The sequence below is a fragment of the Kluyvera sp. genome, from assembly GCF_047971185.1.
Lineage (GTDB): Bacteria > Pseudomonadota > Gammaproteobacteria > Enterobacterales > Enterobacteriaceae > Kluyvera.
Map to the genome: position 1 here is coordinate 1 of NZ_JBKDZH010000094.1, position 16,615 is coordinate 16,615.

Annotated in this window: 10 protein-coding genes; 6 read left to right on the plus strand and 4 right to left on the minus strand. The window is 56.2% G+C overall.

What is annotated here, in order from left to right; translation table 11 throughout:
* Positions 1–1,272, minus strand: a 1,272-nt coding sequence (gene nrdA / locus ACK5JN_RS19950) for a class 1a ribonucleoside-diphosphate reductase subunit alpha (protein WP_416871747.1), incomplete at its 3' end; no start/stop codon positions are given.
* Positions 1,273–1,714: 442 nt separating this feature from the next.
* Entirely contained in the window at positions 1,715–2,443 is a 729-nt protein-coding gene (ubiG, locus tag ACK5JN_RS19955) for a bifunctional 2-polyprenyl-6-hydroxyphenol methylase/3-demethylubiquinol 3-O-methyltransferase UbiG (protein WP_416871748.1), read from the minus strand.
* 161 nt (positions 2,444–2,604) lie between these two features.
* Here ubiG and gyrA point away from each other — a divergent pair, with 161 nt between their 5' ends.
* Positions 2,605–5,241, plus strand: coding sequence for a DNA topoisomerase (ATP-hydrolyzing) subunit A (gene gyrA, locus ACK5JN_RS19960; protein ID WP_416871749.1), 2,637 nt, complete (start codon positions 2,605–2,607; stop codon positions 5,239–5,241).
* Positions 5,242–5,404: 163 nt separating this feature from the next.
* Positions 5,405–8,251 (plus strand): two-component system sensor histidine kinase RcsC, encoded by a 2,847-nt coding sequence (gene rcsC, locus ACK5JN_RS19965; RefSeq protein WP_416871750.1) that lies wholly within the window; start codon positions 5,405–5,407, stop codon positions 8,249–8,251.
* Between the two features lie 102 nt (positions 8,252–8,353).
* On the opposite strand, the gene rcsB is transcribed toward rcsC, so the two are convergent.
* Both rcsB and rcsD read right to left on the minus strand, forming a co-directional pair.
* On the minus strand, positions 8,354–9,004 hold the full coding sequence (gene rcsB / locus ACK5JN_RS19970) for a response regulator transcription factor RcsB (RefSeq protein WP_064544005.1): 651 nt from the start codon (positions 9,002–9,004) through the stop codon (positions 8,354–8,356).
* A gap of 15 nt (positions 9,005–9,019) precedes the next feature.
* On the minus strand, positions 9,020–11,698 hold the full coding sequence (rcsD, locus tag ACK5JN_RS19975) for a phosphotransferase RcsD (protein WP_416871751.1): 2,679 nt from the start codon (positions 11,696–11,698) through the stop codon (positions 9,020–9,022).
* Positions 11,699–12,534: 836 nt separating this feature from the next.
* Between rcsD and ACK5JN_RS19980 the strand changes: the two genes are divergently transcribed.
* The 4 genes from ACK5JN_RS19980 to alkB all read left to right on the plus strand — a co-directional run bounded on the left by ACK5JN_RS19980 (position 12,535) and on the right by alkB (position 16,593).
* Entirely contained in the window at positions 12,535–13,659 is a 1,125-nt protein-coding gene (locus ACK5JN_RS19980; RefSeq protein ID WP_416871752.1) for a porin OmpC, read from the plus strand.
* A 102-nt stretch (positions 13,660–13,761) separates the two neighbouring features.
* A complete protein-coding gene (gene apbE / locus ACK5JN_RS19985) occupies positions 13,762–14,814 on the plus strand; it encodes an FAD:protein FMN transferase ApbE (protein ID WP_416871753.1) in 1,053 nt (350 codons plus the stop codon).
* A gap of 73 nt (positions 14,815–14,887) precedes the next feature.
* Positions 14,888–15,955 carry a bifunctional DNA-binding transcriptional regulator/O6-methylguanine-DNA methyltransferase Ada gene (ada, locus tag ACK5JN_RS19990; protein WP_416871754.1) on the plus strand — a complete coding sequence of 356 codons (1,068 nt, stop codon included), beginning with the start codon at positions 14,888–14,890 and terminating at the stop codon, positions 15,953–15,955.
* On the plus strand, positions 15,949–16,593 hold the full coding sequence (gene alkB / locus ACK5JN_RS19995) for a DNA oxidative demethylase AlkB (RefSeq protein ID WP_416871755.1): 645 nt from the start codon (positions 15,949–15,951) through the stop codon (positions 16,591–16,593). Before ada ends, alkB begins: the two co-directional genes overlap by 7 nt.
* The last annotated feature ends 22 nt before the right edge of the window (positions 16,594–16,615 follow it).

The window sequence follows — 16,615 nt, forward strand, 5'->3', positions numbered from 1 at the left end:
GCTATGGGTGTTGCAGTGGTCAACGTTCTGGATGTAGATACGGCCGGTAGAGGCACGTTCCTGCATCATCAGAGAGAACAGTTCAACCGCTTTGATGCGCTGTTTACGAATGCTGTCGTCTTGTTCGTATTGGGTATACAGACGCTCGAATTCGTCCTGATCGGCGAAGAAGGCATCGTACAGGCCCGGGACATCAGACGGGCTGAACAGGGTAATGTCGCCGCCTTTCAGCAGACGGGTGTACATCAGCTTGTTGATCTGTACGCCGTAGTCCATGTGACGCACGCGGTTGCCTTCCACGCCGCGGTTGTTTTTCAGTACCAGCAGGCTTTCCACTTCCAGGTGCCACATCGGGTAGAACAGGGTAGCCGCGCCGCCGCGAACGCCGCCCTGAGAGCAGGATTTCACCGCCGTCTGGAAGTGCTTGTAGAACGGAATGCAGCCGGTGTGGAACGCTTCACCGCCGCGAATCGGGCTGCCCAGCGCACGAATGCGGCCGGCGTTGATGCCGATACCGGCGCGCTGGGAAACGTATTTCACGATCGCGCTGGAGGTGGCGTTGATGGAGTCCAGGCTGTCGCCGCACTCGATCAGCACGCAGGAGCTGAACTGACGGGTCGGGGTACGCACGCCGGACATAATCGGCGTCGGCAGCGAAATTTTGAACGTAGAGACCGCATCGTAGAAACGTTTGACGTAGCTCAGACGGGTTTCACGCGGGTAGTTGGAGAACAGGCATGCCGCCACCAGAATATAGAGGAACTGCGCGCTCTCGTAGATTTCACCGGTCACGCGGTTCTGAACCAGGTATTTCCCTTCCAGCTGCTTAACGGCGGCGTAGGAGAAGGTCATGTCACGGTCGTGAACGATGAACGAGTCCATCTGCTTGAACTCTTCTTCCGTATAGTCTTCCAGCAGATGATTGTCGTATTTACCCAGGCTTACCATGTTTTTCACGTGGTCGAGCAGCGCCGGCGGCTCAAACTGGCCGTAGGCTTTTTTGCGCAGGTGGAATACCGCCAGACGCGCGGCCAGGTACTGGTAGTCCGGCGCGTCGCGGGAGATCAAGTCAGCAGCGGCCTTAATAATCGTTTCATGAATGTCTGACGTTTTGATGCCATCGTAAAACTGGATGTGTGAACGCAGCTCGACCTGGGAAATCGACACGTTGTGCAGCCCTTCCGCTGCCCAATCCAGCACGCGATGAATTTTGTCGAGGTTAATGCGCTCTGTGCGGCCGTCACGCTTCGTCACCAGCAGACTCTGATTCATGTGATTGTTACCTGTCCGTGAAAAGAAAAATATCCCCTGATTTATCCACAATTGCGCTAGTCGTAAAACCTGTGGATAAATACTACATGTAGGGGTTCGTTGATTAAGTGAACGCTATATGGTGAGTATTCTAGTCCGGATTCTTTTGAGTACAAGGGTTGATTTTGACGTTAAATTGAGGTTGATAAAGGGTGAAAAACGTCAAGTCCACGGCGCATAAGGGCTGGCGGGGATGTCAATAATATGCAAAAAAAAATGAAAATTTGATCGAGTGCTGATTTCTTCGGCGAAGCTGTAAATTGCGCAATGTGATGTGGCGCAATTTTGTTGTAAGCGCCTCCCATGATTGGTAGGCAATATGTCGCAGGCGGATAATTAGTGGGTAGCCCGGGCGAGGCATTTATGCCGACCCGGCGTCGCGTTCGCTCGACCGGGCTACCGGTCATGCTGATTTGGCGGTGGTGTGCAGCATATAGTTAACGTCAACGCCCGGCGCCAGCTTGAAGCGGTTGGTGATCGGGTTATAGTGCAGGCCAATCATATGGCGCTCTTTCAACACCGTCTGGTCGACCCAGCCGAGCAGCTCGGCAGGCTTGATGAATTTCTTCACGTCATGGGTGCCTTTCGGCACCATACGCAGGATATATTCCGCGCCGACCACCGCCATCAGCCAGGACTTGCCGTTGCGGTTAAGGGTAGAGAAGAACACCTGGCCGCCGGGTTTCACCAGCTGCGCGCAGGCTTTAACCACCGACTGTGGGTCCGGCACGTGCTCGAGCATCTCCATACAGGTCACCACATCATACTGACCGGCGTGCTTTGCGGCATGCTCTTCTACCGTCTCCTGGACGTACTCGACGGGAATACCGGTTTCCAGTGAGTGCAGCTTTGCCACCTGTAACGGCTCAAAGCCCATATCCAGCCCGGTGACCGTCGCGCCTTCGCGGGCCATGCTTTCGGCCAGAATGCCGCCGCCGCAGCCGACATCCAGCACCTTTTTACCGAACAGGCCGCCGGAGCGCTCGGCGATGTAGCCCAGACGCAGCGGGTTAATGCGGTGTAGCGGCTTAAATTCGCCTTCCAGATCCCACCAGCGTGACGCGACGGCCTCGAATTTGGCGATCTCTTCGTGGTCAACGTTATGCGCTACCGCAGCTTTTTCGGCATTCATGGGTGTTCCTGCTCCTTATTTCATTATTGTCTGCGAGTATATCAGCACCGACGCGCGAATAAAGCGTCTGGCAGGTGCTAATGGGTTTACCTGTCTTTACGCTAATGTGTTATAATTTGCGACCTTTGAATCCGGGAATACAGTAGAGGGATAGCGGTTAGATGAGCGACCTTGCGAGAGAAATTACACCGGTCAACATTGAGGAAGAGCTTAAAAACTCTTATCTGGATTATGCGATGTCGGTCATTGTTGGCCGTGCGCTGCCGGATGTCCGAGATGGCCTGAAGCCGGTACACCGTCGCGTACTTTACGCCATGAACGTATTGGGCAATGACTGGAACAAAGCCTATAAAAAATCAGCCCGTGTCGTTGGTGACGTAATCGGTAAATACCACCCGCACGGCGACTCCGCGGTATATGACACCATCGTTCGTATGGCCCAGCCGTTCTCGCTGCGCTACATGCTGGTGGATGGCCAGGGGAACTTCGGTTCAATCGATGGCGACTCCGCGGCGGCAATGCGTTATACGGAAATCCGTCTGGCGAAAATCGCTCACGAACTGATGGCCGATCTCGAAAAAGAGACGGTGGATTTCGTGGACAACTATGACGGCACGGAAAAAATTCCGGACGTCATGCCGACCAAAATTCCTAACCTGCTGGTTAACGGTTCGTCCGGTATCGCCGTAGGTATGGCAACCAACAGTCCGCCGCACAACCTGACGGAAGTGATCACCGGCTGTCTGGCCTATGTCGATAATGAAGACATCACTCTCGAAGGCCTGATGGAACACATCCCAGGCCCGGACTTCCCGACTGCTGCCATTATCAACGGCCGCCGCGGGATTGAAGAAGCCTATCGCACCGGCCGCGGTAAAGTGTACATTCGTGCCCGCGCGGAAGTGGAAGTTGACCCGAAAAACGGTCGTGAAACCATCATCGTGCACGAAATTCCGTATCAGGTGAACAAAGCGCGCCTGATCGAGAAAATCGCCGAGCTGGTGAAAGACAAACGCGTTGAAGGCATTAGCGCGCTGCGCGACGAGTCTGATAAAGACGGCATGCGCATCGTGATTGAAGTGAAGCGCGACGCGGTGGGTGAAGTGGTTCTTAACAACCTTTACTCCCAGACTCAGCTGCAGGTTTCCTTCGGTATCAACATGGTTGCGCTGCACCATGGTCAGCCGAAGATCATGAACCTGAAAGATATTATCGCCGCGTTCGTTCGCCACCGTCGTGAAGTGGTAACGCGTCGTACGATTTTTGAACTGCGTAAAGCGCGCGACCGTGCGCACATCCTTGAAGCGCTGGCGGTTGCGCTGGCGAACATCGACCCGATCATTGAACTGATCCGTCGCGCACCGACGCCGGCCGAAGCGAAAGCGGGCCTGGTGGCGCAGGCGTGGGATCTGGGCAACGTATCGGCGATGCTGGAACGTGCAGGCGACGACGCCGCGCGTCCGGAATGGCTGGAACCTGAGTTTGGCGTACGCGACGGTAAATACTACCTGACCGAGCAGCAGGCACAGGCGATTCTGGATCTGCGTCTGCAGAAACTGACCGGCCTTGAGCATGAAAAACTGCTCGACGAATACAAAGAGCTGCTGGAACAGATCGCTGAACTGCTGCACATTCTGGGCAGCGCCGAGCGTCTGATGGAAGTGATCCGCGAAGAGCTGGAGCTGGTTCGCGAACAGTTCGGTGACGAGCGTCGTACCGAAATCACCGCCAACAGCGCCGATATTAATATCGAAGATCTGATCAGCCAGGAAGATGTTGTCGTGACGCTGTCTCACCAGGGTTACGTCAAGTATCAGCCGCTTACCGATTACGAAGCGCAGCGTCGTGGCGGTAAAGGCAAATCAGCCGCGCGTATTAAAGAAGAAGACTTTATCGACCGCCTGCTGGTGGCCAACACCCATGACACCATCCTCTGCTTCTCCAGCCGGGGCCGTCTGTACTGGATGAAGGTCTATCAGCTGCCGGAAGCCAGCCGTGGCGCGCGTGGCCGTCCGATCGTCAACCTGCTGCCGCTGGAAGCGAACGAACGTATCACCGCCATCCTGCCGGTGCGCGAGTACGAAGAGGGCGTGAACGTCTTTATGGCGACCGCCAGCGGTACCGTGAAGAAAACGGCGCTGACCGAGTTCAGCCGTCCGCGTTCCGCCGGTATCATCGCGGTGAACCTGAACGACGGCGACGAGCTGATTGGCGTTGACCTGACCTCCGGTTCCGATGAAGTTATGCTGTTCTCCGCCGCCGGTAAAGTGGTGCGCTTCAAAGAAGATGCCGTGCGTGCCATGGGTCGTACTGCGACCGGCGTACGCGGTATCAAGCTGGCGGAAAACGACAGCGTAGTCTCGCTGATTATTCCGCGCGGCGAAGGCGCAATCCTCACCGTGACCCAGAACGGCTACGGTAAACGTACCGCTGCGGAAGAGTATCCGACCAAGTCGCGTGCGACCCAGGGCGTTATCTCTATCAAAGTGACCGAGCGTAACGGCTCCGTGGTCGGCGCGGTGCAGGTCGACGATTGCGACCAGATCATGATGATCACCGATGCGGGCACCCTGGTGCGCACTCGCGTATCGGAAGTCAGCGTGGTTGGCCGTAACACCCAGGGCGTGATTCTCATCCGTACCGCGGAAGACGAAAACGTAGTGGGCCTGCAGCGCGTGGCCGAGCCGGTTGACGACGAAGAGCTGGACGCTATCGACGGTAGCGTGGCGGAAGGTGACGATGAAATCGCGCCGGAAACCGACAGCGACGACGACGTAGCGGACGACGCTGACGAGTAATCGTTGAGCAACGTTGCGAAAGGGCCGGTGAATACCGGCCCTTTTTTATTCGGGGTATGGGCGTCGCGACGCGCGGTTGGGCTACTCTCTGATTGCGACAAATGCCTTTTCCCGCTACCTTAAACCCCATCCTGTTAGCCATTGACGGCGGAGTTTCGCCCCCTTGAAATATCTTGTCTCCTTTCGCACAACGCTGAAAGTTTCACGCTACCTGTTCCGGGCTTTGGCGTTGCTGCTGTGGCTGCTTATCGCGCTGATCTCCGTGTTCTATATCGTGAACACGCTGCATCAGAAAGAGTCGGAAATCCGCCAGGAGTTTAATCTCAACGCCGATCAGGCGCAGCGCTATTTCCAGCGAACCTCCGATGTGATGAAGGAGCTGAAGTATATTGCGGAAAACCGCTTAACCGCCGCTAACGGCGTGCTGCCGGCCATCTCCACAAAAGACAGCACCGACGTGCCGGACTTTGAGCCGCTGTTCTCTGACTCTGACTGCGGCGCGCTCGACACCACCTGGCGCGGGCCGTTGGAGTCGCTGGCCTGGTTCCTGCGCTACTGGCGGGAAAACTTTTCGGCGGCCTACGACCTTAATCGCGTGTTCCTGATTGGCAGCGATAATCTGTGCATGGCCAACTTTGGCCTGCGCGAAATGCCGGTTGAGCGCACCGAAGCGTTGCAGGAACTGCACCAGCGCATCATGGACTACCGTAACGCGCCGCAGGACGATCGCGGCGGCAACCTGTTCTGGGTCGGGCAGGGGCCGCGTCACAGCGTCGGTTATTTCTATGCCCTGACGCCGGTGTATCTGGCTAACCGCCTGCAGGCGCTGCTGGGCGTGGAACAAACTATCCGCGCAGAGAATTTCTTTACCCCGGGCAGTATGCCGATGGGGGTGTCGATTCTTGACGATAACGGCAAGACGCTCATCGCGCTGGCCGGGCCGGATAGCCGCCTGCGCATTAGCACAAAGGGAATGCAGGAGCGGCTGTGGTTTGGCTACACCGCGGGCTATCGTGAGCTGGTGCTGAAAAAGACGCTGGCACCTTCGTCGCTGAGCATCGTGTATTCGGTGCCGCTGGACGCGGTGCTTGAGCGGATCCGCGTGCTGGTCCTGAACGCGCTGCTGCTGAACCTGCTGACCGGCATCGCGCTGTTCACCATGGCACGCATGTATGAGCGGCGCATTTTCCTGCCGGCAGAGTCTGACGCGCTGCGCCTGGAAGAGCATGAGCAGTTCAACCGTAAAATCGTCGCCTCGGCGCCGGTGGGGATCTGCATTCTGCGCACCCAGGATGGGACCAATATCCTGAGTAACGAACTGGCGCACAACTATCTCAATATGCTGACCCACGAAGACCGCCAGCGGCTGACGCAGATTATCTGCGGCCAGCAGGTGAACTTCGTAGACGTGCTGACCAGCAACAATACCAACCTGCAAATCAGCTTCGTCCATTCGCGCTATCGCAATGAAAACGTGGCGATCTGCGTGCTGGTGGACGTGAGCTCGCGCGTCAAAATGGAAGAGTCCTTACAGGAGATGGCGCAGGCGGCGGAGCAGGCGAGCCAGTCGAAGTCGATGTTCCTCGCCACCGTCAGCCATGAGCTGCGCACGCCGCTGTACGGGATTATCGGTAACCTGGACCTGTTACAGACCAAAGAGCTGCCGAAGGGAGTTGACCGCCTGGTGACGGCGATGAATAACTCTTCCGGGCTGCTGCTGAAAATCATCAGCGATATTCTCGACTTCTCGAAAATTGAGTCCGAGCAGCTGAAAATCGAGCCGCGCGAGTTCTCGCCGAAAGAGGTGATGAACCACATTACCGCCAACTATCTGCCGCTGGTGGTGAGAAAGCAGCTGGGGATGTACTGCTTTATTGAGCCGGATGTGCCGACCAAGCTGATGGGTGACCCGATGCGTCTGCAGCAGGTGATTTCCAACCTGCTGAGCAATGCCATCAAGTTTACTGATGTTGGCTGCATCGTGCTGCACCTCAAGCGGGAAGGGTACTACCTGAGCATCAGCATTCGCGATACCGGCGTGGGCATCCCGGCCAAAGAGGTGGTGCGTCTGTTCGACCCGTTCTTCCAGGTGGGGACCGGGGTGCAGCGTAACTTCCAGGGTACCGGGCTGGGGCTGGCGATTTGTGAAAAGCTGGTCAACATGATGGACGGCGATATTGCCGTGGATACCGAGCCGGGCATGGGCAGCCAGTTTACACTGCGTATTCCGCTGTACGGCGAGCAGGATGCCACGCCGCTGGAGATTGACGGCCTGGCGAAGATTCGCTGCTGGCTGGCGGTGCGTAACGCCTCCCTCGCCGACTTTATTCAGTCGCTGCTCGTTTTCCACGGGATGGATGTGCAGATCTATAATGGCGAAGCACCGGCCGCGGACGATCTGCTGATTACCGATGCCGCGCTATCGCAGCCGTGGGCGGGCAGGGCGGCAGTCGTGTTCTGCCGCCGGCATATCGGTATTCCGCAGGAATCCGCGCCTGGCCAGTGGGTGCACAGTATCGTGTCGCCGCATGAGCTGATGACGCTGCTGGGCCGTATTTATCGCGTGAGGGTGACCACCGGCGATGCGACGGAACTGCAGTCCGCGCCGGAAGAGCCGGAAGACAGCAACGACGATATGATGATCCTCGTGGTTGACGATCATCCGATTAACCGTCGACTGCTGGCCGATCAGCTGGGATCGCTCGGCTATCAGTGCAAGACCGCTAACGATGGCGTCGACGCGCTGAACGTGCTGAGTAAGAACCATATTGATATCGTGCTGAGCGACGTCAACATGCCGAATATGGACGGCTATCGTCTGACCCAGCGTATTCGCCAGCTGGGGCTGACGCTGCCGGTTGTCGGGGTGACGGCGAATGCGCTGGCGGAAGAGAAGCAGCGCTGTCTTGAGTCGGGCATGGATAGCTGCCTGTCTAAACCGGTGACGCTGGATGTGCTGAAGCAGACCCTGACGGTCTATGCGGCGAGAGTGCGCAAATCGCGGGAATAATGGCGCCTCCACGGCGTCGGCTGCGCCTCGTCCGGGCTACGATCGTGTAGCCCGGCCAAGCGAAGCGCCGCCGGGACGGGCGCTGAAGTTTGAATAAAGACGTTAGTCTTTGTCGGAAGGAGACAGCGTGACGGAAGAGAGGTAGTTCAGCAGCGCGATGTCGTTTTCCACGCCCAGCTTCATCATCGCCGATTTTTTCTGGCTACTGATGGTTTTGATGCTGCGGTTTAGCTTCTTGGCAATTTCGGTCACCAGGAAACCTTCTGCGAACAGACGTAGCACTTCACTCTCTTTTGGCGACAGACGTTTATCGCCATAGCCGCCGGCGCTGATTTTCTCCAGCAGGCGAGAGACGCTCTCCGGGGTAAATTTCTTGCCTTTCTGCAGGGCAGCCAGCGCTTTCGGCAGATCCGTCGGCGCGCCCTGTTTCAGCACGATCCCTTCGATATCCAGATCCAACACGGCGCTCAGAATCGCCGGGTTGTTGTTCATGGTCAGTACGATAATCGCCAGCCCTGGGAAATGGCGTTTAATGTACTTAATCAGGGTAATACCGTCGCCGTACTTGTCTCCGGGCATGGAGAGGTCTGTGATCAGCACGTGGGCATCAAGTTTCGGTAAGTTGTTAATTAGCGCAGTGGAGTCTTCAAATTCGCCAACAACGTTTACCCATTCAATCTGTTCCAGGGATTTACGGATCCCGAACAGCACAATCGGATGGTCATCGGCAATAATTACGTTCATATTGTTCATGTAAAGGCTACCTTGCTACAGCAAGCTCTTGACGTAGGCGTCAATGTCGCTGATGTATTTTTCTATGCTGGATGCATCTTTCTCACGAATAAGATGTTCAAGCGTTTCACATAACTGCTTGCCAGGTACCAGATTTAGCATGGCAAACACACCCTTAAGGCGGTGAGCTGTCTGTGCCAGTGCGGCAAAGTCCTTTGCTGCAGATTCAGTATACAGCCTGCTAACATCTTCCGGTACCGTATCAACAAACAGAGCATAATATCCGCTGGCCTGAAGTTCGGCGTTTTCATCACCACCCAGCGGCGATTCCGTCACTTCTTCCTGCGCCAGCTGCTCCTCAATAAGCTGGAGCACGGCATCCTGCATGGCATTACTCATGTTAAAGTTGACGCGCAGCTGGCCTGGGCCAATTTTGCGTACTCCAGCCTCATCATCGCTTAAAAGCAAGCCGGAAGCAGTAAGATTAGACGGATTATCAGTTAAAAACAGATCAAATTCTTGACTTGTTGCGCGCTCGTCCGGGCTGATGCAGGTTGCCCCCCAGCTTTCCAGCTGGCGAGTGACGATGTTGCGAATCTCGTTAGAGGTGATATCCACCATCGCCACCACATCATCAAGCAGCTGCTCTTCCACCTCGGCGCCTTCCTCACGCACCGCCATTTTCACGTGCAGCGTGTAGCGGGTGCCCAGCGTTTCCCGCGATTTAATGTTCAGATGCCCGCCAAGTTTGCGCGCCAGCTGGTCGCACAGCCAGAAGGTGAGGGCGTTGGCCTTACCGTAGCGGTCCGACTGGGTATCGTTCAGATACGGGAAGTGCAGGTTGTCGATTTCGCCATGCGACACGCCGCTGCCGGTGTCGAGAATGCGGAAGGTTAAGCGCTCCTCCGCCGACTCGTCGGCGCTGACTTCAAGGGTAATTTTGCCTATCTGAGTGGTGGTCACGGCGTACTGGATCAGCAGCAGCAGGATCCTACGCAGCGCGTCGCGGTCGCCGTGGCGCTGCTCTTTACCCGGAACCTGGTTGTTGATCAGCAGCTGCAGCCCTTTACGTTTGATCGACGGCAGCACTTCCGGCACCACTTCATCAATCAGCTCCTGCAGCGAGAACTGGGTGGTCGAGCCTTTCCAGCTGTCGTTTTCCAGCATGTTGGCCAGCTGAATTTCGTCGACCAGACGCACCAGTAGATCGGCGTGGTTCGCCAGCCGCTGGCTGTCTGGCGTATTAAGGTGGCTGGCTTCCGCCGCCAGCGCCTTGATCGGCTGCTTCAGCGTATCGCTAATATTCTGCATAAACGCCGCGCGACCCTGCTGATTTTTCTCATACAGACGCTGCGCCTGTTTGAGCTTTTTATTCACCAGTATTTCACGATCCTGATCGCGAATGATGAAAATCTGCGTGCGCGGCGATACCTGGCTGCGGAACTGGCGGATCTCGTACAGTTCGTTATTGATGGTGGCCTGAATCACCCCTTGATGCTGGTCCGCCATGCTGGTGATGTTCTGCAGATTAAGGTGCGGCAGCAGGTGGTCGGCAATTTTATTACTGATGACCGTACGGTTCGACTCCTGGTCGTGTACCAGCAGACCCAATGGTAATAAAGAGACGATTTCTTCATTAATCGCTCTGAGCACGCGCAGTTCGTTGTTGTTGCCGGCAGAGGAGACGCTGCTGCTGGTATTGCCGCGTGTGGGCAGGTTACGGAAGGTGGAATAGCCGAACAGCGCCAGCGCCAGCAGGCCGATATTCAGCAGCAGCGGCAGCATGATGTTCTGGAAGGTATCCAGCAGCAGCGTGCCGAACGGCACCTGCCACACCAGCCGCATCCCGGTGGTGTTCAGGGCTGAAGTGATCTCAATGCGCGAGCTATTAAAGTTAATCGCTACGCTGTCGCTCGGATCTTTCTCCTGGCTGCGCTGGGCGTTTTGCGCCGGATCCGGTTCGAGGCGGAAGCTATCCAGTGACATGGTTGGCGGCACCAGATCGTTAATCGGCAAATCGAAGGCCACGACGGTCGCCAGATGCCCCGGCTGATTAAAGGTGGTGCGCAGGGTGAAGTAGCGGCCATTCTGCCAGGCCAGACGGCGTAACGACGAGAACGTTTCACGTTCATCCAGCGTGTTGGCCTGCTGCAGCATCTCGGCGCGGCGTGAGTCGACAATGCTGCCGACGGTGGATTCTTTAAAGCCGGAAGAGAGATCTTTAAGCGGGAGCGTAGAGATCAGGATCAGGCTGTTGTCCTGGCCGTTCAGGTAGTACATCGACCACGGTACGTTTTCCGCGCCCCACAGGGTATCCAGATAAGTTGACATGCGCTGGGTGATGTCGAGCGTTGCGCTGTCGTGAGAGCCAAAAATCAGCGCCTCGGTTTTACGCCGCGGCTTTTCCAGATAATAGACGTCCTGCTTCAGACGTGTTTCCTGAAGACCATCGGCAGGCGTGGCGTTGGTGCTGGACGCGGCAATGTTGTCGTAGATCTGCCAGGTGGTGTAGCGCCAGGTATCGATGCGCTTATGGACGGCATGCGTCATATCGACAATCTGATAGCTTTTATCTTTCAGCCACGCGTTGACCGCGCTTTGAATCATCACGCCCATCGTCACGAGCAGAACGATGATCATAAGAAGGAAGAAACGCGTGATGCTCCCAGGGAGCAGGGTGAATTTCGTCGGGCTCATCTTGTCGGACTGACTCATTGGCGTGTGTAACCCATCATAACGGCATCTGAATGAGGATATGCTCAAGCTTATAACGCATTGAGACGTGCAAACCCTGCTTTTGTTCTGCTGGCAGTATATACAAAAAAATCGGCGGGGTGCATCCACGAGGCAAAAACGTCGTCGGCAAGGGGCGCTTTTGGCTGGCAGAATGAAACGGAGTTTTATTGTCAGAGGCCAGGAAAATTCAATATTGCGGATTATGTGTACAACAAGACGGATATTGTACAATTATTGATTAAATTCGGATAAAAATAGCACTAAATAACAAGACATTAATTTTCATTGGTGTGCAAAGACATTATTTGTCATCAAATGCGATTAGTTAATAGTCGTTATAATTTACGATTGTTAGCACAGTATGATTAAGTTTACGTAAAGAAAGGTAAAAAAAAACCGGATGCGAAGCATCCGGTGGAAATAGGGGTAAACAGACATTCAGAACTGAATGACGGTAATAAATAAAGTTAATGATGATAGCACTGACTATTTTAGTTCTGGGTGAAGGTTTTGTTTTACCATTCAGTGCTATACCCTTTAGGTTTTTTAACTCATTGATTTTATGTATGTATTTTTTATTCTTTTGATTATTAGTGCTATTTTTCCAGGCTTTTTGTGCTTATAAAAGTTCCCTTGAATTTACATTTTGAAACATCTGTATGGACAAATGAAACATTTCAAGGGTTTTCGTATCATATTCTTATTGGATTATTCCTGTTTTTACAGCACAATGGGTCTGCCGACTGATTAATGAGGGTTAATCAGTAAGCAGTGGCATATATAAAGGCATATATATATAACAGAGGGTTAATAACATGAAAGTTAAAGCACTGTCCCTCCTGGTACCAGCTCTGCTGGTAGCGGGCGCAGCGAATGCGGCTGAAATTTATAACAAAGACGGCAACAAATTAGACCTGTACGGTAAAGTTGATGGTCTGCACTACTTCTCCAGCGACAACGGCGTTGACGGCGACCAGTCCTACGTTCGTCTGGGTATCAAAGGTGAAACTCAGATTAACGACCAGCTGACCGGTTACGGCCAGTGGGAATACAACGTTCAGGCGAACAACGTTGAAGGTTCTTCTGACCAGGCGTGGACCCGTGTAGGCTTCGCAGGTATCCGCGTTGCTGACGCAGGTTCTTTCGACTACGGTCGTAACTACGGCGTGGTTTACGACGTGACTTCCTGGACCGACGTTCTGCCGGAATTCGGCGGCGACACCTACGGTTCCGACAACTTCCTGCAGTCCCGTGCTAACGGCGTTGCGACCTACCGTAACACCGACTTCTTCGGTCTGGTTGAAGGTCTGAACTTTGCTCTGCAGTATCAGGGTAAAAACGGCAGCGTATCCGGCGAAGGTTCAACCGCTAACGGTCGTAAAGATCTGAAGCAGAACGGTGACGGCTTCGGCGGCTCCCTGACTTACGATCTGGGCGAAGGCTTCAGCGTAGGTACTGCGATTGCTAGCTCCAAGCGTACCACCGATCAGAACAACATGGTTTACGGTCACGGCGACAACGCAACCACCTACTCCGGTGGCGTGAAATATGATGCGAACAACATCTATCTGGCCGCTCAGTACACCCAGACCTACAACGCTAGCCGCTTCAGCGGTAACGGCAATGCTGACGCAATCAGCGGTTTTGCTGAAAAAGCGCAGAACTTTGAAGTGGTTGCACAGTACCAGTTCGATTTCGGCCTGCGTCCGTCCATCGCTTACCTGCAGTCTAAAGGTAAGGACATCAATGGTTCTGCCGGTAACTACGGCGACCAGGACCTGCTGAAATATGTTGACGTAGGTGCGACCTACTACTTCAACAAAAACATGTCCACCTACGTTGACTACAAAATCAACCTGCTGGATAGCAACGAATTTACCCGTCGCGCCGGTATCTCTACCGATAACGTCGTAGCACTGGGTATGGTTTACCAGTTCTAATACTGTTAATACCGTTGCAAAAGGGGCCTTTGGCCCCTTTTTTTGTGCCGAATTTCAGCAAATTAGTGTACTCTTGCGCCGATTGCAGGAGGGTAATAACGGATGGAAATGACTTTTATACGAATGGCGCTGTTGAGCGTCGTCATTCTGCTGACGGGCTGTGATAACGCCAGCGCGCCAGCGGCCCCCAAAGCGGCGGTAACCGTGCTGGAAGGCAAAACCATGGGCACCTTCTGGCGCGTGAGCGTGGTAGGCATCGACAAAGCCCGGTCTGAAGAGTTGCGCACCAAGGTACAAAACCTGCTGGATAGCGACGACCGCCTGCTGTCGACCTGGAAAAACGACTCGTCGCTGATGCGTTTCAACCATTCACAGAGCACCACGCCGTGGCCGGTGAATGAAGCGATGGCGGATATCGTCACCGAATCACTACGCGTCGGGCGTAAAACCGACGGGGCGATGGATATCACCGTTGGCCCGCTGGTCAATCTCTGGGGTTTCGGCCCGGACAAACAGCCGGTGAGCACGCCGACCCAGGCGCAAATTGACGCCGCGAAAGCGCGTACCGGGCTGGACAAACTGACGGTGATCAACCGCGCGGATCGGCAGTATCTGCAAAAATCGATCCCCGATCTTTATGTCGATCTCTCCACGGTAGGCGAAGGTTATGCCGCCGATCATCTCGCGCGACTGATGATTGAAGAAGGCATCTCCCGCTATCTGGTTTCGGTCGGGGGGGCGCTGGTAAGCCGCGGCATGAACGCCGATGGCCAGCCGTGGCGAGTGGCGATTCAGAAGCCGACCGACCGGGAAAACGCGGTGCAGGCGATCGTCGATATCAACGGTCACGGCATCAGCACGTCCGGCAGCTATCGGAACTATTATGAACTGGACGGCCAGCGGATCTCACACGTGATCGACCCGCAAACCGGACGGCCGATTACCCATAAGCTGGTTTCCGTCACCGTGATTGCGCCAACCGCGCTGGAAGCCGACGCCTGGGATACCGGCCTGATGGTGCTCGGCAGCGAGAAAGCCCAGCAGGTGGTACGCGAGCAGGGCCTGGCGGTGTACATGATCATGAAAACGGATGATGGTTTTAACACCTGGATGTCGCCGCAGTTCCGCGCCTTCCTGGTGAATGGGAAAAATTAGAAAGCAAGATTGCGGGTTTTTTAATTCCTCCTTTCCGGCACTGTGGCAGTTACACTAGAAGGAGGAGCCCATTATGACGATTCAAACGCGACATACCGACGAGGCGCGCTGGCAGGCGGTCCTCGATCGCGACGCAAATGCCGACGGTCAGTTCGTCTTTGCCGTGCTGACGACCGGTATCTTCTGCCGTCCGTCCTGCCGCGCGCGTCATGCGCTGCGGCAGAACGTACGCTTCTTCAACGATGCCAGCGCGGCACTGGCGGGCGGTTTTCGTCCCTGCAAGCGCTGCCAGCCGGACACGCTCTCGCCTGAACAGCAGAAAATCGCTAAGGTGGCCCACGCCTGTCGGCTGCTGGAGCAGGACCGCCCGGTCACGCTCGATGCCCTGGCGCAGGCGGTGGCGGTTAGCCCCTATCACTTCCACCGTCTGTTTAAGTCCGTCACCGGTCTGACGCCCAAAGCCTGGCAGCAGGCCTGGCGCGCAAACCGTCTGCGAGAGGCGCTAAGCGAGGGCAGGCCGGTCACCGAGGCGGTGCTGGCGGCGGGCTTCCCGTCGAGCAGCAGCTATTACCGCCACGCCGACTCGCTGCTGGGTATGACCGCAGCTACCCGGCGTCGGGGCGGCGAAGCGGCGGAGATTCACTACACCGTGGGTGAGTGCTCGCTGGGGCGTTGCCTGGTGGCGCTGAGCGAGCGGGGCGTTTGCGCCGTCCTGCTGGGCGACGATGACGCTAGCCTGCTGGCCGAACTGCAGCGTAGTTTTCCCGCCGCGCGGCTGCTGGCCGCCGGAGCGGAGGTGAGCGCGGCAACCCGCACCGTAATGGCAAGCCTTGAACCCCACGCGGCGGCGCTGACTTTACCGCTGGATATTCAGGGGACCGCTTTTCAGCAGCAGGTCTGGCAGGCATTACGCGCCATTCCCACGGGCGAGACCCGCAGCTACCGGCAGGTGGCGGAGGCGATCGGCAAACCGAACGCGGTGCGCGCGGTGGCCAGCGCCTGCGCGGCAAACCGGCTGGCAATACTGGTACCCTGTCACCGGGTGGTACGCGGCGACGGCAGCCTCTCCGGCTACCGCTGGGGCGTGGCGCGTAAAGCCCGATTGTTAGCGCGAGAAAAAGCGCAGGAGAGCGAATGTTAGATTTGTTTGCTGATGAAGCGCCATGGTCGGAACCGCTGGCTCCCGGCGCGATGGTGTTACATCGGCTGGCGCGGGCGCAGAGTGACGCGCTGCTGGCGGCGATCGCCGAGGTTGCGACGGCCTCGCCGTTTCGCCACATGGTGACGCCGGGCGGCTATACCATGTCGGTGGCGATGACCAACTGCGGCCCGCTCGGCTGGAGTACGGACCGTCGCGGCTATTGCTACGCCACCGTTGACCCGCTGACGGGAAAGCCCTGGCCCGCGATGCCGGACTGTTTTCGCCGGCTGGCGCAGGAGGCGGCCAACTGCGCGGGCTACCCGGGCTTTAACCCCGACGCCTGCCTGATTAACCGCTATCAGCCGGGGGCAAAGCTGTCGCTGCATCAGGACAAAGATGAAGCCACGCTGGACGCGCCAATCGTGTCGGTATCGCTCGGCCTGCCCGCTGTTTTTCAGTTCGGCGGCCTGACGCGCAGCGCCCCGCTGCAACGCGTGCTGCTCGAGCATGGTGATGTGGTGGTATGGGGCGGTGAATCGCGGTTGTTTTATCATGCCATTCTGCCGCTCAAAGAGGGTAATCACCCGCAGGTTGGCCCGTGGCGTTACAACCTGACCTTCCGCCGCGCCGCAGAATGACGAATAAAAATAAGAATTATTC

Coding starts and splice junctions, on each gene's coding strand:
- ubiG (WP_416871748.1), bottom strand. CDS start 2,443: ATGAATGCCGAAAAAGCTGCGGTAGCGCATAACGTTGACCACGAAGAG.
- gyrA (WP_416871749.1), top strand. CDS start 2,605: ATGAGCGACCTTGCGAGAGAAATTACACCGGTCAACATTGAGGAAGAG.
- rcsB (WP_064544005.1), bottom strand. CDS start 9,004: ATGAACAATATGAACGTAATTATTGCCGATGACCATCCGATTGTGCTG.
- rcsD (WP_416871751.1), bottom strand. CDS start 11,698: ATGAGTCAGTCCGACAAGATGAGCCCGACGAAATTCACCCTGCTCCCT.
- ACK5JN_RS19980 (WP_416871752.1), top strand. CDS start 12,535: ATGAAAGTTAAAGCACTGTCCCTCCTGGTACCAGCTCTGCTGGTAGCG.
- apbE (WP_416871753.1), top strand. CDS start 13,762: ATGGAAATGACTTTTATACGAATGGCGCTGTTGAGCGTCGTCATTCTG.
- ada (WP_416871754.1), top strand. CDS start 14,888: ATGACGATTCAAACGCGACATACCGACGAGGCGCGCTGGCAGGCGGTC.
- alkB (WP_416871755.1), top strand. CDS start 15,949: ATGTTAGATTTGTTTGCTGATGAAGCGCCATGGTCGGAACCGCTGGCT.